General features: G+C 69.5%; 14 protein-coding genes. 7 read left to right on the forward strand and 7 right to left on the reverse strand.

Annotated features, from left to right (window positions below):
- Positions 1 to 12 precede the first annotated feature (12 nt).
- Positions 13 to 2,682, forward strand: coding sequence for a hybrid sensor histidine kinase/response regulator (locus JRI60_RS26555; RefSeq protein ID WP_239470745.1), 2,670 nt, complete (start codon positions 13 to 15; stop codon positions 2,680 to 2,682).
- Here the strand turns inward: JRI60_RS26555 and JRI60_RS26560 are convergent.
- From JRI60_RS26560 to JRI60_RS26570, 3 genes are all read right to left on the reverse strand, one after another.
- Entirely contained in the window at positions 2,618 to 3,829 is a 1,212-nt protein-coding gene (locus JRI60_RS26560; RefSeq protein WP_204218670.1) for a tetratricopeptide repeat protein, read from the reverse strand. The genes JRI60_RS26555 and JRI60_RS26560 overlap by 65 nt on opposite strands.
- Positions 3,830 to 3,889: 60 nt before the next feature.
- A complete protein-coding gene (locus JRI60_RS26565; protein WP_204218671.1) occupies positions 3,890 to 5,455 on the reverse strand; it encodes a DUF4331 domain-containing protein in 1,566 nt (521 codons plus the stop codon).
- 145 nt (positions 5,456 to 5,600) lie between these two features.
- Entirely contained in the window at positions 5,601 to 7,550 is a 1,950-nt protein-coding gene (locus JRI60_RS26570; RefSeq protein WP_204218672.1) for a TIM44-like domain-containing protein, read from the reverse strand.
- Positions 7,551 to 7,652: 102 nt separating this feature from the next.
- Between JRI60_RS26570 and JRI60_RS26575 the strand changes: the two genes are divergently transcribed.
- On the forward strand, positions 7,653 to 8,429 hold the full coding sequence (locus JRI60_RS26575) for an enoyl-CoA hydratase-related protein (protein WP_204218673.1): 777 nt from the start codon (positions 7,653 to 7,655) through the stop codon (positions 8,427 to 8,429).
- A gap of 19 nt (positions 8,430 to 8,448) precedes the next feature.
- Here JRI60_RS26575 and JRI60_RS26580 read toward each other — a convergent pair whose 3' ends face one another.
- From JRI60_RS26580 to JRI60_RS26590, 3 genes are all read right to left on the reverse strand, one after another.
- Entirely contained in the window at positions 8,449 to 9,255 is an 807-nt protein-coding gene (locus JRI60_RS26580) for a DNA alkylation repair protein (protein WP_204218674.1), read from the reverse strand.
- Between the two features lie 71 nt (positions 9,256 to 9,326).
- Entirely contained in the window at positions 9,327 to 11,375 is a 2,049-nt protein-coding gene (locus JRI60_RS26585) for a serine hydrolase domain-containing protein (protein ID WP_204218675.1), read from the reverse strand.
- A gap of 124 nt (positions 11,376 to 11,499) precedes the next feature.
- A complete protein-coding gene (locus tag JRI60_RS26590) occupies positions 11,500 to 12,477 on the reverse strand; it encodes an MBL fold metallo-hydrolase (RefSeq protein ID WP_204218676.1) in 978 nt (325 codons plus the stop codon).
- A 185-nt stretch (positions 12,478 to 12,662) separates the two neighbouring features.
- On the opposite strand from JRI60_RS26590, the gene JRI60_RS26595 reads away from it, so the two are divergent.
- The 3 genes from JRI60_RS26595 to JRI60_RS26605 are packed head-to-tail and all read left to right on the forward strand — an operon-like array spanning position 12,663 to position 15,529.
- Positions 12,663 to 13,586 carry an ABC transporter ATP-binding protein gene (locus JRI60_RS26595; protein ID WP_204218677.1) on the forward strand — a complete coding sequence of 308 codons (924 nt, stop codon included), beginning with the start codon at positions 12,663 to 12,665 and terminating at the stop codon, positions 13,584 to 13,586.
- On the forward strand, positions 13,583 to 14,419 hold the full coding sequence (locus JRI60_RS26600; protein WP_204218678.1) for an ABC transporter permease subunit: 837 nt from the start codon (positions 13,583 to 13,585) through the stop codon (positions 14,417 to 14,419). The genes JRI60_RS26595 and JRI60_RS26600 overlap by 4 nt, the downstream gene beginning before the upstream one ends.
- A complete protein-coding gene (locus JRI60_RS26605; RefSeq protein WP_204218679.1) occupies positions 14,420 to 15,529 on the forward strand; it encodes a hypothetical protein in 1,110 nt (369 codons plus the stop codon).
- 21 nt (positions 15,530 to 15,550) lie between these two features.
- Here the strand turns inward: JRI60_RS26605 and JRI60_RS26610 are convergent, their stop codons facing one another.
- Positions 15,551 to 16,492: a hypothetical protein gene (locus JRI60_RS26610; protein ID WP_204218680.1), complete on the reverse strand. Its 942-nt coding sequence runs from the start codon at positions 16,490 to 16,492 to the stop codon at positions 15,551 to 15,553.
- 176 nt (positions 16,493 to 16,668) lie between these two features.
- Between JRI60_RS26610 and JRI60_RS26615 the strand changes: the two genes are divergently transcribed.
- Positions 16,669 to 16,917: a hypothetical protein gene (locus JRI60_RS26615; RefSeq protein WP_204218681.1), complete on the forward strand. Its 249-nt coding sequence runs from the start codon at positions 16,669 to 16,671 to the stop codon at positions 16,915 to 16,917.
- 28 nt (positions 16,918 to 16,945) lie between these two features.
- The gene (locus JRI60_RS26620; RefSeq protein WP_204218682.1) at positions 16,946 to 20,416 is read left to right on the forward strand and encodes a DEAD/DEAH box helicase; all 3,471 of its coding nucleotides are present in this window, start codon (positions 16,946 to 16,948) and stop codon (positions 20,414 to 20,416) included.
- Positions 20,417 to 20,495 lie beyond the last annotated feature (79 nt).

A 20,495-nucleotide genomic window follows, 5' to 3' on the forward strand; every position in this document is an offset into this window, starting at 1 on the left:
AAGGCCGCGCATTTGACTCGCGAGCGGACCGTCTTCCGTCTTCCGGATCTCGCCGGGCAGGGGGCACTCGCGCTCCGCCGGCAGGTCAATGATCTGTTCGCGCTCCTCGAGCTGTCTTCCGCCTGGCAGGGCATGAGGCCGGAGGAGATCGCCCAGAGCGTCATCGATCTGCTCGTCTCCCAGCTGCGTCTGGACGTCGCCCTCCTGCGGCTCCACGGACTGGAAGGGGAGCTCGAGCAGCGCTTTCCCGTGGAGCTGGACCGGGAGGCGCTCCTGGCCGCCAGCCGAGGGACGAGCCCGGAATCGCCGGCGACCTTCGAGCTGTCCCAGCCGAATCCCCTCGGCCGGACCACCGTGCGGATCGTCGCGGTTCCACCCCTGGGTGAGCCCGGGACGGTCATCGTCGGCTCGTGGCGTGAGAACTTCCCCTCCACGCACGAGCGGCACCTGCTCCGGGCGATCGCCAACCAGGCCGCGCTCGCGGTGCAGTCGAGCCGTGAGGCCTTCGCGCAGCGCAGGCTCTCCGAGGAGCGGGGCCGGCTCGAGCGGATGAACTCCGCGCTCGCGAAGCTCCACGCCGTCTCGGATGGACTCTCCCGCACGCACACCTGCGCCCAGGTCGCGGAGGTGATCCTCTCCAAGGGACTGGCCGCCATTGGCGCCCACGCGGGATGCATGTACCTGGCCGACGAGACCGGGACCGAGCTGCACCTGGTCAAGGCAGAGGGCTACCCCGAGGCGCTCCTGCGCGACTACCTCCGCATTCCGGTGGACTCCTCCCTACCGATCTCGGTGGCCTTCCGACAGAGGCACGGCGTCTTCTCCGCCTGGGGTGTCGGCTCCTCTCTCACGGAGGAGTCCGGTCCGCCCCGGCCGCCCCCCAATACCCTGGTCTACGCCTCCGTTCCCCTGGTGGTCGGCGAACGGTGTCTCGGCGGGATGGGCTTCAACTTCCCCGCGGAGCGACGGTTCGCGGAGGACGAGCGCGCGTTCATCCTGGCGATTGCCCAGCAGGCGGCGCAAGCGTGTGATCGCGCCCGGCTCCTCGAGGCCGAGCGGCATGCCCGGCTCATGGCCGAAGCCAGGCAGCAGCGGGCGGATCTCCTGTCGGAGGCGAGCGCGCTCTTCGCCTGCTCGCTGGACCTGGGGGAGACGTTCACCCGGGTCGCCCACCTGTTGGTGCCGCGCTTCGCCGACTGGCTCGTGTTGCAGGTGACGGAGCGCACCCCCTCCGGCGGCGACGAGACGCGGACGGTGGTCGTCCACCGCGACCCGATGAAGGTCGAGAGCGCACGGGAGCTGGGGCTGTCGTTGCTGTCGACGCGGAGCGAGCAGCGCACGTGCTGCGTCACGAACAACTCGGTCATCGCGCCGGTCATGGCGCGGGGTCGCTCCCTGGGTGCCATCGTCGTGGGGACCGAGGAGGTGGGCCGGTACGACACCGAGTCCCTGGAGCTCGTCGCGGAGCTGGGCCTGCGCGCTGGCGTGGCGCTCGACAATGTCCGCCTCTACCAGGAGGCGCGTGAGGCGGACCGCCGCAAGGACGAGTTCCTCGCGATGCTCGGTCATGAGCTTCGCAATCCGCTCTCGCCGATGGTCACGGCCCTTCACCTGATGCGGATGAAGGAGGGAGGGGACTTCGATCGCGAGCGGACGATCATCGGGCGGCAGGTCGAGCACCTGATCCGCCTGGTGGATGACCTCCTGGACGTCTCGCGCATCACGCGCGGGAAGATCCAACTGAAGCGCGGGCGCATCGACCTGCTGACCGTGTTGGCCAAGGCCGTCGAGATGGCGAGCCCCCTGCTGGAGCAGCGCTCGCACCACCTGGTGCTGCCCGCGGCGGGCGAGCCGCTCTTCGTCGACGGAGATCCGGCCCGGCTCGCCCAGGTGCTGGCGAACCTCCTCAACAACGCCGCGAAGTACACCGACCCCGGGGGGCGCATCTTCGTCACCGCCGCCGGGGAAGGGGAGCAGGCGGTGCTGCGGGTCCGGGACAACGGCGCGGGCATCGCGCCCGAGATGCTCCCGAGGGTCTTCGACATGTTCGTCCAGGAGGATCGGTCGATCGATCGCTCCCAGGGGGGACTCGGTCTGGGCCTGGCGATCGTTCGCAGCCTGGTCGAGCTCCATGGTGGGAGCGTGTCGGTGCACAGCGAAGGGCTGGGCCGCGGGAGCGAGTTCGTGGTCCGCCTGCCACTCGCCGCGCCGGGCGTCCCCGCCAGCGACGCGCACTGGAGCGGCTCACCCGAGGTGTCCATCCGTGGTGAGGAGCACGCCGTGCGACTGCTCGTCGTGGACGACAACCGCGACGCGGCCGAGCTGCTCACCGAGCTGCTGGACGCGAAGGGCTACGTCATGAGGGTGGCTCATGACGGCCCCGCGGGGCTCGAGGCGGCCCGCGCGTTCAGGCCGCACCTCGCGCTGTTGGACGTGGGCCTGCCGGTGATGGATGGCTACGAGCTCGCGTCGAGGATCCGCCAGGAGCCCTTCCTGGAGGGCATCAAGCTGGTGGCCATCACCGGCTACGGTCAGGACTCCGACCGCCGCCGTGCGCACGAGGCGGGGTTCGACGTGCACCTGGTCAAGCCCATCGATCCCTGCCAGCTGCTCCACGTCATCCGCGAGCTGCTCGGAGAGCAGGGCGAGAGCGGGAGGGCGACGTCCCAGAGCTCTCCTTGACACCTGGCCCGGCGGCGATCGCGCTGGCGTGCGACTGGAAGAGGGGATGACGGGCTCCGGTCTTCAGCACCCGCTCGATTTGTGATTGCGCCTCGCGGTAGTGGCCGTTGGCCTGGAGCGCCCAGGCGTACGCGTCGAGGGTGTAGACGTCCTCACGGCGAGCGGACTCGCGTTCCGCCAGACGCAGCGCCCGGGCTGGATCGTTGGCATGTTCGATGTAGTAGAAGATCAACTCGCGGTTGGCGTTGTCGCTGCCCTTGCTCTCGCGCACGGCCTGCCGTTCGAAGGTGCGGAAGGCACTTCGTGCTTCGCGCGAGCGGCCAGCGCGCTCCAACGCTTCCGCCAGCGGATAGAGGTTCTCCGGGTGGGGCGCGACGGCGTAGCGCGTCTCGAACAACTCGACGGCTTCGGCCCAGCGATTCTGCTCCATGCGCAGCGTGCCGAGAGTCCCCAGCGAGTAGTGATACCGGGGGAACAGGCTCAAGGCCTCGGTCAGTGCGGACTCGGCCTCCCGTTGCTTGCCATGGACGAGGTGCAGGTGACCGATCTGCGTCAGGAGCCAGGCACGATCCTCGAGCTCGCCCGGGTCGGTCTGGTCGTAGGCCATGCGCATCAGCTCCAGCGCGCCCTCGACATCACCGTGGAGCTCGCGCAGGTAGGCCGCCCGCGTCAGCCCGGGGATGTTGCCCGGACGGAGGTCGAGCATCCACTGCGCGGCGGCTTCCGCCTCCGGATAGTTGCCGAGCTCGGCGTTGGCATCCGCGAGGAAGCCATACACGAGCACATCATCGGGAGCACGGCGATTGAGCTCGCGGGCGAGCTCGCGGGCCTTCTCGAACTCATGCTTGCCCAGCAGCAACCAGCACTGGACCTTCCGGCCCTCGAAGTTGTCGGGCTGGAGGCGGAAGGAGCTCTTCAGGGCCTCCTCGGCCTGGTCATAGTGAGAGGGATCGCCCGTCTCTCGCGCGCGGCGCGCCAGGGCCAGCGCGAGCTCATTGTAGGCCTGGGCGTGGTCGGGGTGCTTCTCGATGGCGCCGCGCGCCTGGGTGATCCGCGCCTCCGCGGGAGTGGGCTTCACCTCTGCCTGCTGGCCCAGGGCAACCGACGCGAACAGCAGGACCCCCGTCAGACTCCAAATCGCTTTCATGGGAATCTCCTGGAAAGAAGAACCGTGGGCGCACGGTGAGCGCGCCCACGGTGTGGCTGACTAGTTGACGGGACCGCCTCCCACTTCACCCGGGTCGAGGTGGCGGCGGTTGCGGCCGTCCCAGGCGAAACCGAGGTACGGGAAGGTGTTCTTGTAGGGGGCGTCGTTGACGTTCACGCCGTCACCGATGCGGTTGTTGGGGGCCTTGTTGAACAAGGGATTGAGCACGCCCGCCACGGCGCGCGCGGAGATATCGGTGACGTCGTCGCCCAGGCGGCGTCCGTTGGGGAAACCGGCGGGATCGCCCGCGAGCAGACCCAGGCGCTTCTGCTTGCCGACGGGCGTGGGAGGGACGCCCGTGTTCAAGCGGAGCAGATCGGCGACCGGGCCGGCGGGGGTGCCCGCGGCGGCGATGGGCGGCGCATAGGTCACCAGCGGTAACAGATCGGTACGGGGTGGGGTGGGGATGTCGATCCGATAGATGGCGTTGAACACGCGCGCCAGCAGGGGGTCGAGGAAGAAGGGCGCGAACCGCGAGTCATTCCGGGGCTGGTCCACGCTGAAGCGGTCCTTGGAGCCAGTGCCCACGAGGAGCTCGTTGATGAGCGGATTGCCCATGCGCTGCACCTGCCGCCAGACCTCGTCCGCGTGGGCATCCCGGGCCTCGGCGGGCTGCCGGCGGACGAAGACACGCTGGCGCGAGGTGGTCCCCCAGGCGCCGATCGTGGCCTTGGGATCGGAGGCCGCGTGCTTCTTGCCATCGCTGGTCAGCAGGGAGACGGGGACCTCGATGGCGATGGCGTTCACGTTGTAGCCGGAGACGGCATCCGTGGCGAAGTTGCGGGTGTCGTCGGCATCCTGGGCGTCCGACAGCACGCCAGGCACCGTGAAGCCGGTGGCGCGGAAGTTCAGGGAGTCGAAGGCCGCGCCCAGGTCGATCCAGAAAGGGTCCTCCACGGTGCCGGCGAAGACGCGGATGTCATGGCCGACCTGGTAGAGCGCCTGTTTGAACAGGGAGGGGTAGTCGGGCATGGTGCGCGGCCCGACGTTGCTCGGCAGCGCGAACAGGGGCATGTGTTCGCCCAGGCGAGTGCGCTTCACGGAATTGCCGGGGCCGCGGCGCGCCAGGGTCACCGTGTACCGCTGGCGCAGGCTGAGCCCCTCCGAGCCGGGCCCGTCCAGCGCGGTGATGGCCGGCGGCACGATGGGGGTACCGGGTGCGACTGGCGGGGGCGAGTTGTCCGGCGCGGGGATTCCCGAGCCCGCTCCCACGAAGCCCGTGAAGACGTTGGGCGCGCGGATCTCCGTGGTGAAACGGAGCTCGAACCAGACGTCCTCGATGGCGTCGTGGTTGTTGTCGATCTTGACGGTGTAGAGGACGTTGGGATCGAACGGGAAGTAGTTGGGCCCGTTCGCTGGCTCCAACAGCGGGTCCACGTTCAGGATGAAGGTGACCTTGTCTGGCTTGTCGTAGCTGACGAAGGCGAAGAAGTCGGTGATGTCCGCCTTGTGGTCCAGGGCGGTGATGGGGGCCTCGCGATGACTGGCGGCAAGGGCCCCGGGCGGAAATGCCAGGAGGGCCGCCGTCAGGACTGTGATGGCGGCCAGCGGGTTCGGCTTCAGCATTGTCGGTCCTCACGGAGTGGGGTGGCTTCCACTCTCGATACGGACCGGTGGCGGAAATGGATGACTTCGGCTGAGCGCACCGGAGGCCGCGCGGAGCCCGGGCAACCAGGCAGGGCGGCCGGTGGCAATGCTCAGCCGAGACTCATCATCCGCCCAGCATCCCCGGCAGCTTGTCCACGAGACCGAGGTGGCCGGCGGCGAACTCCAGCATGCGCCGCTCCTTGCGGTCGATCCGCCCATCCACGAGCGCCATCTCGACGAGGTTGCGCAGGAAGACCTCGGCCTCGGGCGTGCCGCGCTGGACGAGCCGGGTGAAGAGCTGGGGACCCGTGTTGAGGGCCATCTCCACGTTGCTCCAGGGGACGCTCCAGCGGCGCGCGCACAGCTCGAGCAGCTTGCGCTCGGCGGAGTCCACGGTGCCGTCGGCCGACGCGAGCGCGGCCATCATGTAGAGCAGGCGCTGGCGCTCCTGGGGATCGGCGATGACGTCATCCACCGGCCCCTGTACGAGCCCCGGCACCTCGATGGGCTGCCTGCGCTTCGCGGTCCTCCGGGCGGTGGCCCCGGCGAAGCGCCGCTGCTCGCGGGCATCCCAGGACTCGAACGGATCCGCGGAGGCGAGCACCCAGTCCCGCTCACCGCTGCCGAGGGAGGTGCCGCAGTAGTCGCAGGTGATGGCGGCCGAGTCCGTGAGGGGCGCGTTGCACTGGGGGCACCGGTTGGTGGACATGCCGTTGTCCGTGTTGGTGCGAGCGCCGTGCTTGCGCAGCAGCGTGAAGACCCAGCGCTGGGGAACCGTCGGCAGGGAAGGGGGGCGCTCGTCGAGGGGACCCATGCCCATGCGGGCGCTCCAGCGCACCTCCACGTGCGCCTTGTCGAAGCCCTGGGGGTCCACCTCGAAGCTCCGGGTGATGACGCCGCCCACGGCGCACTCGAGGAACACCTTGCGCCGGCCCTGCCGGGAGAGCGAGCCCAGCTCCTCGTCCAGCCGGCCGATGGCGTCGGCGCTGGCCACCTTGTGCAGCGCCTGCGTGGTGCCCCGGCTCTGCGCGTCGATCCACTTCCAGAACAGCAGGGAGGTGCGGTCCTCGAGGATCTCCAGGTTGAGGGCCGGGTCGGCCTCACGGGCCTCGAGCAGGTGGTCCACCTGGGCGTGGTGGCGCACGTGCTCGATGCCCTGGGTGATCTCCGAGAGCGTCCAGTCGTAGTTGCCCGAGTTGACGATGGCGCCGCAGTACTCGCAGCGGTTGGCGGCGCCGCCCTTGTACGGAGCGCCGCAGTTGGGGCACTTGCCCTGGAAGAGATCCTCGCCGACGCGCGTCTGGACCCCGGGCTTGCGCACGAAGGACCAGACCTCGGTGAAGGCCTCCAGCGGGGCGCGCTTCGCGGCGGTGATTGCCTCGGCCTCGGAGGCGGAGGCGGCCACGTCGGCATCTCGCATCCGGGCGCGCACGCGCAGGTGCACCGTGTCGAACCACTGGCTCTGATCCAGCCCGATGAGCTGCACGTCCAGCACCTGGATGTCGGTGATGGCGTCACGCACGCCCTGGGCGGCCATGAGCTGGAGCTGGACGTCGAAGCGCTGGTAGGTGGCGTCCGACAGGAACGGCCGCACGGGAGACATGTCCCGCTTGAACCAGGCGTCCTGCAGCTCCAGGAAGAGCTTGCGCGTCTTGTCGAGCAGGGCCTGGAGCTCGAATTGAGGATCCTTGAGACGGAGCGCGTTGACCCAGCCCTGGACGTCCCTGGAGGAGACCGTGGTGCGCTGCTCGGCCTCGCGCTGCTGGAAGGCCCTCTTCGTGGCGCCCGTGGGGTGGACGTTGCGCCGGTAGAAGAACCAGCCGGCCACGCAGATGCCGATCAGCGGCAGCATCACCTGGGGGTACCGGATGGTGAGCCGTACCAGCAGCTCGAAGAACTCGAGGAGGAGCCAGAACGGAATGCCGCCCCCACCCCCGTCGTCATCGGAGGAGGGGGAGCTGTAGTGCTCGCCACCTCCACCGCGCGCGAGGGCCAGGAGGGGGACGAGCAGGACGAGGCCCGGAAGGAGCCAGGGGGCCAGACGGGCGAGGGAGCGGTTCGACGCGGTGCGCATCGGGAGAAAGAGTAACCGTTTCCGCCTTGTCAGGCCCGAGGAGTCGCCGCAGGCTGGGGGCTCGAATGGTGGCCCGGTGTAGGGGCCGGTAAGGGAGGGAACATGGCGGAATTCAAGGTCGACGCACGAGGACCCATCGAGATCTGGACCATCGACGGAGAGGGGCGGCGCAACGCCATCAGCCGGGCCATGCTGAAGGAGCTGGAGGAGATGGTGGCGCGCGTCTCGCGGGGTCACGACACGCGAGCGGTGGTGATCACCGGGGCGGGGGACAAGGCGTTCTGCGCGGGGGCGGATCTGAAGGAGCGCTCGACGATGGGCGAGCCCGAGGTGCGCGCCTTCCTGGACGGGCTGCGGCGCACGTTCCGGGCCATCGAGAAGAGCGACTGCGTGTTCATCGCGGCGGTCAACGGGGCGGCGTTCGGCGGAGGGACGGAGCTGGCGCTCTCGTGCGACCTGCGGGTGGCGGCACCAGCGGCCGAGCTGGGGCTGACGGAGGTGAAGCTGGGCATCATCCCCGGGGGCGGTGGAACGCAGCGGTTGACGCGGCTGGTGGGGCCGGGGCGGGCGAAGGATCTCATCCTCACCGGAAGGCGCGTGAACGCGGCGGAGGCCTTCAGCATCGGGCTGGTGAACCGGCTGGCGCCGGAGGGGCACCTGCTGGACACGGCGTACTCCATGGCGGAGAGCATCGTGGAGAACGCGCCGATCGCGGTGGCCACGGCCAAGCACGCCATCGACGAGGGCATGTCACTGGAGCTGGACGAGGCGCTCGCACTGGAGCTGCGGCAGTACGAGAAGGTGCTCGCCACGGAGGACCGGCTGGAGGGCCTCAAGGCCTTCGCCGAGAAGCGCAAGCCCGTCTACAAGGGGCGCTGAGAGGGGCGGGGAGACAGGTTCAAATCCTGTCTCCCCGACCATGCGCCCGCGTCCGAGTGGCTGTCTTCTTCCCAGCGCTCCGCTTTCTGGCCGGTGCGGGCTTCGACTTCGCGGCCTCCATCGCCTTCCGGGCCTCGGTCTTCTCGCCTTTGCGGAGCGCGAGCGCCGCGGCGATCCACTCCGGCGCGTAGCTCGAGGTGCAGCCCTTCGGGACCGGTCGCGGGTCCCACCGGCCGAGGCGTTCGCCGATGGCGATGGCCTCCGAGGTGTACGCGGGCAGGTGGAGGCCGATCCAGACCAGGCAGAAGTTGATGCCCTCCTTCACCCGGTACGGCGCGTCCGGCAGCTCACGCTCGATGCGCGCGAGCGCCGCGCCAACGTCGAGATCCTTCGCGAGTCCGCGCGCGATGCGCCCGGCGAGGATCTTCCATCCGGCGCGGCGAGGAAGCTCCGCGCTGCCATCCCTCCATCTTTCCTGGAGGCGCTCGGCGATGGGCGCTGCCACGAACACGCGTCCGACGAGCTCGTCGACCAGGGTCGGATTGGAGAGCGGCTCGAGGAGCCCGCGCGCCTCTTTCTCGGTGAGCGCCGCGGGTTCGAGCAGCATACACGCGAGGATCCGCGCCTCGTGATTTCCGGTCGCCCACAGCTCCAGGCCGAGCGCGTGGTTTGTCCCGAGCGCCGCTGCGAGAGCACGGATCTTCCCGAGGAGTACGCCGAAGACGTTGTCGCCCGCACCGTCGCGCACGTATCGCTGGCGCAGCTTCTCGTCGCCCTGGCTCTCGAGCTGCTTCATCACCTGGGAAAGCGTCATCGGTCTCGGCATGCGGGAACACCTCGGCGGATGGATGAGGGAAGGGAGGAAGGGTCGAGCCTGGGACGTATAGAACGGGAACGTCAAGGCTTGCCGGAAGCCTGTGCCGCCTGCTTCTCGAAGACGTAGCGCTGCTGGGGCAGCTCGAGCACGAGCGTGGTGCCCCCCGCCTCCTGCTTGGACTGGAAATCGAAGCCGGCCAGGGGCGGGTCCATCAGGATGAGCGTGCGCGAGCCGTCGTTCTCCTGCTTCTCGCCCACGCTGCTGCGCCACTCGCCCGCGTCGAACACCGCGCCCGCGCCCTCGACGCGCAGGGTGACGCGCCCGAGGCCCTCGTTGTGCCAGGTGCCGGCCAGCGTCTTCAGCCACTCCAGGTCCGGCTTCACGCGGATGTCGGCCATCCCCTTCTCGAGCTGCTCGCGCCGGTTCTTCAGGGCGAAGTCGAGCTGGGTGCGCGCCTCGTCGCGGCCGTCGAAGAGGAGCTCCAGGAACTTGCGGCGGACGGCGCTGCGGAAGGGGCCATCGCCCTGGACGTTGGTGAGGAGGACGACGCCCACGTTGGCATCGGGCAGGAAGAACATGTTCGAGCTGAAGCCCAGCGTGTTGCCGCCGTGGTGGATGAGGCGGGCGCCGTGGTCCTCGCCCACCATGAGCCCGAGCCCGTAGCTCATCGTGTCGGACATCTTCACCTGGGGCTCGCGGCGCGCGAGCAGGTTGGCCTCGGAGACGAGCTGCTGGCCCTCGGGTGTGCGGCCCTTGGAGAGCTCGAGCATCACGTAGCGCTCCATGTCCCGGAGGTTGGACCAGGCGCCGCCTGCGGGGCGGACGGGGACGACGGCCTCTTCGACGGACAGGGGCAGGGGCACGTATTCGAACGTCGCCGTCATCCCGTGCGGCGAGGCGTGCTCGAGCTTCGCGGCGCGGGCGAAGTCGAAGGTGGTGGACTTCATGCCGAGCGCATCGAAGACGCGCGTCTGCATCACGCGGTCATACGCCTGGCCGAGCGGGAGCCCGGGCTCGGCGGCGTGCGCGGCCATGTAGCCACCGGCCGTCACCATGGGGTTGCTGTACTGGTACGTCTCGCCGATGCGGGTGGTGGGCTTCATCCGGCGCATCTCGGAGATGCGCTGCTCGCCGGTGACGCCCGCGTACTCGAAGAGCATCTCCATGTCCTGGCGGGGCATGCCGGTGCACGCGCACACGGTGTTCTGCACGGTGAGCTTCTTCGTCACCTCGGCATCGGCGAGCGAGAAGTCGGGCAGGAGCTGGGTTGCCGGGGTCTTCCAGGTGAAGAGGCCCTCGTCCACCAGGCGCGCCATCATCAGCGTGGTGAGCGACTTGCTCGTGGAGCCGATGAGGAAGAGCGTCCGCGGCGTCACGGGCTCCGGCTTGCCGAGCTCCCGCACCCCGAAGCCCTTCTCGTAGAGGACCTGATTGCCCTGGACGACGGCGACGGCCACACCCGGAATCTTCATCGTCGCGCGAGCCTGCTCGAGGAAGGACTCGAAGGACCGGAGCCGCTCGGGGGTGAGGGGAAGCGGGGCCTTTCCGGCGAAGGACTCCTCGGAGAGCCGGGCGGACTTGAAGCCGAGGAGGACCTGATTGGCCTGGGCACCGCGGCGCTCCATGGCGGCGGCGGCACCATCCAGGAGGATGACGTAGTTGGTGTCACCCTTGCGCCGCGCGAGGCCGACGATGACGCGCGACTCCTGCGCGGGAGGCTCGTAGGTGTTCTGGAAGACCTCGTCCCAGCCGTCCTGCGCGGGCGGGTGGGCCGAGTGCATCACGGGAAGGGCGAAGCCGGGCTGGGTCTGCTTCCAGGCCTCGGCGAGAGCGCGCTCGGCGGACGGGCCGGGCACCTCCAGCAGGGTGAGACGGAGCTGCCGCTCGGGGTCCTCGAGCAGCAGACGGCCCTGGTCCTCGGTGACGTACCACCCGGCGGACACGGTGAAGGGCGTGCTCGAGGCCGTCTTCATGGGCGTGGCCGCGTCGAGCTTCAGGGCCTGGACGGTGGTGGGCGAGGGCGCGGGAGCGGTGGCCTGGGGCGCCGGGGCGGAGGAGGGTGGAGCGGCGGTGGTCGTCGCCGCGGTACACGAGGTGAGCAGCAGAAGGGGAAGGGCGCCCAGGCGCATGTGCAGGAATCTCCGGATAGAAAGACTGCTTCGGCGGCCTCGCCCAGAACGAACGAGCGGGAATCCGATTGCGTCCGATCGAATCGTGGCGCCCCCCATCCTCACTCCGCGGTCCGCCGCGGGGTTACTGCTTCGTGGTGTAGTTGGCCGGGACGTAGACGTAGCCCTTGCCCTCGGACCTCACGTGGCCGAGGCCCGGGAACGAGACGTGGGCCAGGCCCACCCAGTAGCCCTGCTTCGCCGCGTCGGCGAGGGCCTTCTTGCGCTGGGCCGCCGCCGCCTTCGAGTCAACGTCGAACTGGACGGTCACCGACGGCTCGGGGAACTGCACCGCCGCCACGTGCAACAGGTCTCCCCACAGCATCAGCTTCTGGCCCTTGCTCTCCACGGCGTAGTTGCTGTGGCCGGGGGTGTGGCCGAAGGTCGTGATGGCCTTGATGCCAGGCACCAGCTCGGTGTCACCCTCGAAGGGCTCGAGCTTGTCCGCCGTGGCGTACGGGGTCAGCATCGCCGTGGCGTTCTGGAACCCCGACTGCGCCTCAGCGGGCGCCTTCTTCATGTTGTCGGCGCTCATCCAGTAGTCCGCCTCGGCCTTGGCCAGATGCACGGTGGCGTTCGGGAAGGTCCGCTTGTCCCCGGTCATCAGCCCGCCCATGTGATCCGGGTGCAGGTGGGTGATGAACACGGCGTCGATCTGCTCCGGCTGATAGCCGGCCGCCTTCAGGTTCGCCAGCAGCTTGCCGAGCGTCGGGCCATAGAGGTTGCCAGCGCCCGTATCCACCAGCACCAGCTGGGAGCCGGTGTTGATGAGGAAGGCATTGAACGAGCTCTCCACGGGCGTCTTGAGGAACGCGCGCGCGAACGCCTTCTCCACCTGGGCGGGCTTGATGTTGGTCAGCATCTTGTCCAGAGGCAATTCGAGGGTGCCATCGGACAGGGCGGTGATCTCGAAGTCGCCCAGCATCATGCGGTAGTAGCCCGGCGCCTGGGTCTTGACCTGGGGCGCGGCGGCCTGCGCGGTGGTGGGCACGAGCGCGGCGCCGCTCGCGGCGGTGAGGACCGCGGCGACCGCGGCACGCCAGGGGAAGGTACGCAGCTTCATCGGGTGTCTCCAGGTTGGGGATGGATCCGCCCGCGTTATGCTTCAACTTCCGCCTCGTCCCAAATTCAGTTCACGCCGCTGGAGGTCGGCCGCTCGCTCCCCCGTTGGGACCGATCAGCGACCCCTCCGGACCGGCTGGCCCTTCGTCACGAGGCGCCGCGGTGCGAGCGCCTACAGTCCCGCGCATGCATGCCATCGAGGTCGTGGGGCTCAAGAAGACGTACGGCAAGGGCTGGCGCCGCGCCGGTCAGGTCGCGCTCGCGGGCGTGGACCTGCACGTGCCGGTGGGCAGCGCGTTCGGGCTCATCGGGCCCAACGGCGCGGGCAAGACGACGTTCATCAAGTCGGTGCTCGGCATCGTGCGGCCCACGGGGGGCCAGGTGCGGGTGCTCGGCGGCGACCCCGAGGACCCCGCGGTGCGCGCGCGCATCGGCTACCTGCCCGAGCGCCTGCACCTGCCGGGGGCGTGGACGGCCACGGCGTTCCTGGGCACGGTGGCGCGGCTGAAGAACCTGCGGCGCGATGTGGCCGCCCATGCGCGCCTGCTCGAGCGCGTGGGCCTGGCCGACGCGGCGGGCCGGCGCATCGGGGGCTACTCCAAGGGCATGCGGCAGCGGCTCGGGCTCGCCGCGGCGCTGCTGGGCGAGCCGGAGCTGCTCATCCTCGACGAGCCGACGGACGGCATCGACCCCATGGGCCGCATGGAGGTGCGCCGCATCCTGCAGGACGAGGTGCGCCGCGGCGCCACCCTCTTCCTCAACTCCCACCTGCTGGCGGAGACGGAGCGCGTGTGCGACCGCATCGCCATCCTCGGCGAGGGCCGGGTGCTGCGCGAGGGGCGGCTGGAGGACCTGCAGCACACCGGGCACCGCTGGTCGGTGCGCTTCGCACCGGGCGCGAGCGCACAGGTGCTACAGGCCGCGGGATTCACGCCGGCTGGCGACGAGGGCGACGGGCGCTGGGCGCTGGGGACGCCGGACGCCGCGGCGCTCAACGCGGCCCTGGGCCAGGCGCTCGCGGGCGGCGCGCTGCTGGTGGAGTTGCGGCGCGATGCGCAGGACCTCGAGGCGGTGCTGACGGACGCGGTGGGCGCGGGGGTGGCGGCATGAACGGAGTCCTGGGCATCGCAGGCTACGTCTTGCGCGAGGCGCTGAGCCGCAAGTTCATCCTCGCCTTCCTGGTGGGCATCTCGCTGCTGCTCCTCACGCTCACGTTGTCGCTGCGCATCGAGGTCCTGGACGGCGCGCTCGCCGCCACGCGGCTGTTCGGCCAGTCCCTGGACCACAGCATCCAGGCCGTCGACATGGCGCTGCGGCCGCTCTACATGGCCATCGCCTACCTGGTGTTCTACGGCGGCATCCTCTTCGGCCTGGTGGCGTGCTCGGACTTCGCGCCCAGCCTGCTGTCGCCCGGCCGCATCGAGCACCTGCTCGCCCTGCCGGTGCGCCGCTGGCAGGTGCTGGTCGGCACGTTCGTGGGCGTGATGACGCTGGCGGTGGGCGGTGCGGCGTACGGGGCGGGCGGCCTGTGGCTCATCCTCGGCGTCAAGACGGGGTACTGGACGGTGGGGCCGCTCATCGCGGCGCTGCTCGCGGGCGTGGCGTACGCGGCGGTGTACGCGGTGATGCTCACCTGCGCGACGCTGGTGCGCAGCGCGGCGCTGTGTGCGGCCGCGGGCGGCGTGTTCCTGGTGCTGGGCGTCATCGCCGGCTTCCGGCGCAGCATCGCGCCAGTGTTCGAGGAGGGGATGAGCCGCACTGGCTTCGAGCTGCTCACGCTCTTCCTGCCCCGCCTCAGCTCGCTCGCCAACGCATCGGCTTCCATGGCCGCATCCATCCCCCTCGAGCAGCGCTCGCTGGGGGCGGTGCTCGCGGGCGTGGGCCTCTTCGGCATGGGCGTACTCGCGCTCGGCCTCTGGCATTTCGAACGGAAGGACTACTAGATGAAGACGCGAGGCGCGCGGTTCCTGGTGCTCGCCGTGGTGGTGTTCGCCGCCGCGGCGCTGCTGATGTGGTTTGGACAGGGTGAGGAGGCGCTCAGCGCGAGCGAGCAGCCGCCGGTGGAGTTCCCGCGTCGGCTGCGCGCCCAGGAGAAGACGCGCGCGCAGGCGCGGCGCACCTGGGTGGTCCCGACGCCGGACGCCGGGCCCCAGGGGGCTTCGGACCCGCTGCTCGCGGCGCTGCCGCGAGGCAAGGGCAAGACGGCCGTGGTGCTGGAGGCCAACGCCCTTCGCCACTCCCCCATCGGCGAGCTGCTGCTCGAATGCCTCTATCGCGACGGCGGCAAGCAGCTGCAGCAACTGAAGGAGCGCACGGGTATCGATCCGCTCACGGACCTGGACCGGCTCGCCATCACCGACGAGGGCCTGGTGCTGTCGGGCAACTTCGGCAAGGCGAAGACCGACGAGCTGCTCGGGCAGCACGGGCGCTCGAGCTACGGCGACTCCGCGCGCATCTACGAGCCCCCGACCGAGCGGGCGCTCGCCGACGGCGGCGTGGGGCGCGGCGGCGGGCCCACGCTCGCGACGTGGGGCAACCAGATGATCGTCGTGGGCCGGGACCGCAACGGGGTGAGAGACGTCATCGACCGGGTGGAGGGGCGTGGCTCGCAGGAGCCGCCGCTGCTCGGCGAGACCGCGACGTACGGCGAGGTGTACGGCGTCATCGCGACCCGCACCCTCGCGAACGTCCTCCCGCCGGACCAGCGCGAGATCGCCGAGCAGCTGGTGCGCGCCGCGGGCGCGGTGGAGTTGCACGTGGACGCACGCGGAGACGTGGCGCTGGTGGCGGACGTGAAGGGCGAGGACGCGCAGGCGGTCACGGATCTGGGCAAGAGCCTGGGCGGGGCGCTTGCGCTCGCGCGCATGCGCGCGCAGAGCCAGGGGGAGGAGGACCTGGCGAAGCTGCTCGACTTCGCGCGCGTGCGGCCAGACGGGGACGCGTTCCGGCTGGAGGTGGCCCTGCCGCTCGACGTGCTGAAGGAGAGGCTCGCCTTCTGCCGCGAGCCTCTCCCGGAAGCGACGGCCGGGGACGGAGGGGTGGAGCGGCTGTAGCGCACGTCCAGGAGATGAGGACTAGTTGCCCGTCCAGGAGCTCCGCAGGGTCACGTCGTACCTGCCGCCCGAGTCGTCCTGGATGCGCGTCACGATGGCGGTGGTGCCCGTCCCGTAGTTGCAATAGAACGAGAGGGTCTTGGAAGCGGAGCCCCAATCATCCGCGCTCGAGTCGTCATCCTCGCGAACCTGGAAGGACGCTTGCAGGCTGTTGTACGACGAGGTCGGGACGGAGGCCGAGTACATGTAGACGTTCGGGTACTTCGTCTCGCCCACGGCGATCCTCATGTACCCGCCTGAGGTGGGCCAGTCGTTGGCGATGTTGCCGGAAGACGTCTGCAGGTTGGTGAAGAGCTCGACTTCGAGATCCCCCTCGGTGCCACCCTGGCCCGCCACCACCTTGATGGATTCGAGATAGATGTTGTAGGAGCACGTGCCCGCGAGGGTGCTCACGGAGGCATCGGAGTTCTTCACGGCGATGGTGAGCGGGATCTGGTGGACCTCGCCGTCCACTTTCAGGGTGACGACCCGGTCGAGGAACGCGCCGGGCTCCACCGAGGAGAGGTCGATGTCGAGAGCGATCGACTGGCTCTCATGCGGGGTGACCCAGCCCTCCTGCTGCCGGGCCGACACTCCCTTCAGCCCCTCCAGCTCGAGCGACCAGTACACGGACTGCGACGTCTGGTTGGAGATGTCCGCGATCATCATGGAGTCCACGCGAGCCCCGGGCGCCAGCTCCAGGGACAGGCCTCCCCGCTCATCGTTCTTGACCAGGAACACGGTCACATCGCAGGCATCGGCGAGGCCGTCCCCGTCATGATCGTGCGCATCCGTGATGGCCGCCGGGCAGCTCCCGCCCATGTAGGGCTGCGCGGCGGCGCTCACGGGGGCCGCGTACGTGGCACCGGTGAAGGTGAGGGCGACGACTCCCGACAGAAGCGAGGCAATACAAGTCTTCTTCATGACGAACTCCTCGTGTGGTGTTTCGTGGGAACACGAGCGCCGCGAGGGTTTGCCGTGCAGCCCCTCTGGCGTCCGCATGAAGAAGACGCGAGACCTCGGGATTGTTACCCACGCCGATATTCAGTTTGCCTTCCAGCGAGGTCCACCACGTCGGCGCGAGCGGCTTGGTCGATGACGTGGCCGCGCAGTTCCGCGGCCGTCCCATCGAGCCGCTGCGCAAGGCGTACGGACCGGAAAAGGCGGGGTCGGTGCTGAGCCATCTGGCCGGGGGTGAGCTCCTGGGTGACATGCTGGAGAAGCATCCAGACGACATGGAACGCGCGCTGACCCGGTGGGAGGAGAAGCTGCGCCCGTTCATCGAGGACATGCAGCGCGACTCGCTGAAAGCGAGACAGCTCTTCACTCCGGCTGGGCAGCCTGCGTGACCCGCGTCTACACTCCTCGCAAGATCGAATGTCTCGACCGTTATTCAATGCCAGCATCAGAGATCTCGAAGCCCGGTTCGAGCACGGCGGCGGCGATGCCGACGTGTTGCGCGGCCTGGCCGACGAGCTCGCGCATCGCTCCACGAAGAGAGCCGCACAGCTCAGGGCCCGCGTCCTCCGGGCACTCGACTCCCTGAGCGTGTCGGAGGGAGCCCAGGAGCGCGTCAGCGCGCCACCAGAGCCCGCTCCCAGCTCGAGACCCCGCACGAGCAAGCGCGAACAGTCGACAGGCTCGTCCTCGGAGGGGAATCGCATCCGCTTTCCTCCCATCCAGAACGCTCCCGAGGCGATCATGGATGCGTGGACGGCGCTTGAGGTCCTCTCGCCGCCAACGTTCCGTCGCCCCGAGGATCTGGCGGGTGGAGAGCCCAGAGCCGTTGCCTCATTGACCGAGCAGGAGCTCCCCTGGGAGACGGGGCGGGACCGGGCACGCCCCAAGACCCGGCTCTACTACCAGGTGGTGCTGGGCACGGTGGAGCTCGATGCCGCCACCACAGCGCTCCTCTCCCAGTACGCGGATGGGCGGGCCGAGTGGCCCCCGGCACGTGGAGAGGCCATCCTCGCGCTCGCGATCCTCGACCGGGAGGGCAGACCCGTGGAAGGATCGGCCGCCGCGATCTCGAGCTTCGGGTGGGGACTCCCCCGCGCGCTCGATGGCGATCTCGCGGGTCTGGCTGGATGGCACGTGGCGGAGCGCCGTCTGGTTGTGGAGCTGGACGAAAAGCTCCGCCAGCGCGACGAGGACGGCAAGGTCCGACCGCTGGATCGCGCGACCCTCACCGCCGCCTACGGTTGGCTGGTCCGAACGCTTGGGTTGCCTCCAGCGCTCTGTCGGGAGCCGCGGTTCGCCATCCGGAGTTACGAGTACTACCGCAGCGACAGCCCTCCGGAACCGCTGCTGCTCAATAGCTTCTATCTGGGAGACCTCGCCGAGGCGAGGGAGCTGTTCGTGCGAGGTCGAGCCACCCCGAACCTCCTGCGCTATGTGGGCGCAATGGCTCCGGCCGTGCGGCGGAACCTGCTTCGGGACAGCGCCGCGCTCGAGGAGGCGGTCGCGCCTGGGCTGATCCCTCCGGCACGCTGGCCGGGCCCGGGGCGGCACCCGCTCGTTCTCCTCCAGCAGGCCGCGGTGAACCTGGCGACGAGCGAGCTGCGCGCGAATGGAATCCTCGCCGTCAACGGTCCTCCCGGCACGGGGAAGACCACCTTGCTTCGGGATCTCGTTGCCTCGGTCATCACCGAGCGTGCCGAAGTCCTGGCGCTCTTCGACGATCCCGAGGAGGCGTTCGTCCACTCGGGCGAACGAACCAGGGCGGGACAGACCTGGCTGCATCAGTACCGCATCGATGAGCGGCTTCGAGGCTTCGAGATGCTGGTGGCCTCGTCCAACAACAAGGCCGTCGAGAACGTCAGCGCCGAGCTTCCCGTGCTCAAGGCGATCGCGACCGACGCTGGTGAGCTGCGCTACTTCGCGACCGTGTCTGATGCCCTGCGGGGAGAGCCGACGTGGGGGCTCGTCGCCGCCGTCCTGGGCAACGCGGCCAACCGCAACAAGTTCAAGCAGACGTTCTGGTGGGACGAGGACCGCGGGCTTTCCACCTACCTCGCGGCCGCCGCGGGGACACCGCAGTCGGTCGAGGTCCAGGAGCCTGAATCCGGCGACCGGAAGACACGGCCGCCGCTCATCGTCACCGCCGAGAACCCTCCCCGGAATCACGAGGAGGCCCTGCGACGTTGGCGCAAGGCGCGGTCTTCCTTTCGCGCGGCGCTCGCGAAGAGCCGTGAGCTCCTCCAGGAGCTTGGCCGAGCCCGTGAGCTCTACCTGTCACTTCCGGAACTGGCGAAGGGGGAGGCGCGAGCGGCCGCAGCGGCGGATGAAGCACGGGGTGCGGAGGATCGCGCCCAGGCCGCGGTCGCGGCCGCTCGCGAGCACTTGACTGTCGCGCGCCAGGAGCTGACCGCCACCGAGGCACGTCTGGCCGAGCACGATGCGACGAAGCCGGGGTTCCTCCAGCGCTTGTTCCGGGGCCCGCAGCAGCAGTCCTGGCGGTCCGAGCGGTTGAAGCGGCTCCAGATCAAAAACCAGGCGGCGGAGGTGTTCGAGCGGTTGTCAGCGGATGTCGCGCGCTGCGAACAGCGCTTGCGCGACGCTCCGGCCGAGTGTGCGCAGGCCGAACGAAGGCTCTCCGAGGCTCGGGACCGGTACGCGTCGGCCCGACGCGAGGTCGCGGCGGCTCGTGAACGGCTCGCGTCGCGGTTCGTCGATCCGGGATTCTTCGAGCGAGACCACGCCGAGCAACACATGGCGACCCCCTGGCTGGACGCAACGGACCAGCGCATCCGCGACGACGTGTTCGTCTCGGCAATGGCGCTCCACAAGGCCTTCATCGACGCGGCCGCGAAGCCGCTGAGGCACAACCTCGGCGCGCTCATGAACGGCTTCAGCCGCCCCTCCTACCAGGATGAACGGCCTACGCTCGCCGACCTGTGGGCTTCGTTCTTCCTGGTCGTGCCGCTCGTGTCCACGACCTTCGCCTCGACGGAAAGGATGTTGGGAGCCCTGCCTTCCGAGGCGCTCGGATGGCTCTTCGTGGACGAAGCGGGACAGGCCCTGCCTCAAGCCGCGGTGGGTGCGCTGATGCGGACCCGCCGGGCCGTCGTGGTGGGGGACCCCATGCAGATCGAGCCGGTGGTGGTGCTTCCCGAAGTGTTGACCACCACGATCTGCCGGCACTTCGGTGTGGACCCCGATCGGTTCAATGCCCCGAGTGCCTCGGTCCAGACGCTCGCGGATGCCGCGACCCCCTATGTCGCGGAGTTCGAGGGCAGGTCCGGCTGCCGCACCGTGGGGGTGCCGCTGCTCGTCCATCGACGGTGTGCCGAGCCCATGTTCGGCATCTCCAACTCGATTGCCTACCAGCGCCTCATGGTGAATGCGAAGGTCCGAGGGCCATCGCGCATCCGGGAGGTGCTCGGGCCGTCGGCCTGGTTGGACGTCCAGGGAGATGTCGACGGCAAATGGTGTCCGGAGGAGGGAGCGCTCACAGTCGAACTGCTGCGACGTCTCGCCAGGGCGGGGGTGAACCCCGATTTGTACATCGTCACCCCTTTCGTGATGGTGGCGGAGAACCTCCGGCGGGTGGTGCGTGAGAGCAGGGTCCTGGAGGGTTGGACGAACCGCTCCTCCTGGCAATGGACCTCCGAGCGGATCGGTACCGTGCATACGGTGCAGGGGCGCGAGGCGGAGGCGGTCGTGCTCGTCCTGGGCGCTCCCGCACTGGACCAGGAGGGAGCGCGGGGTTGGGCGGGCCGACGGGTGAACCTGCTCAACGTGGCCGTGACCCGCGCGAAGGAGCAGCTGTATGTCATCGGCAATCGGAGCCTTTGGCGCAGCGCGGGTTTCTTCCGGGAGTTGGATGCCCGCCTTCCACCTTCATGACCGGTGTCCGGCGCACGGGCTGCCGAACACCACTCAGCCGCCTGTGTAGAACGCGGCCGTCCGCTCCCCCATGCTGCGG

Origin of the sequence: Archangium violaceum, assembly GCF_016887565.1 — a bacterium.
Classification (GTDB): domain Bacteria; phylum Myxococcota; class Myxococcia; order Myxococcales; family Myxococcaceae; genus Archangium; species Archangium violaceum_B.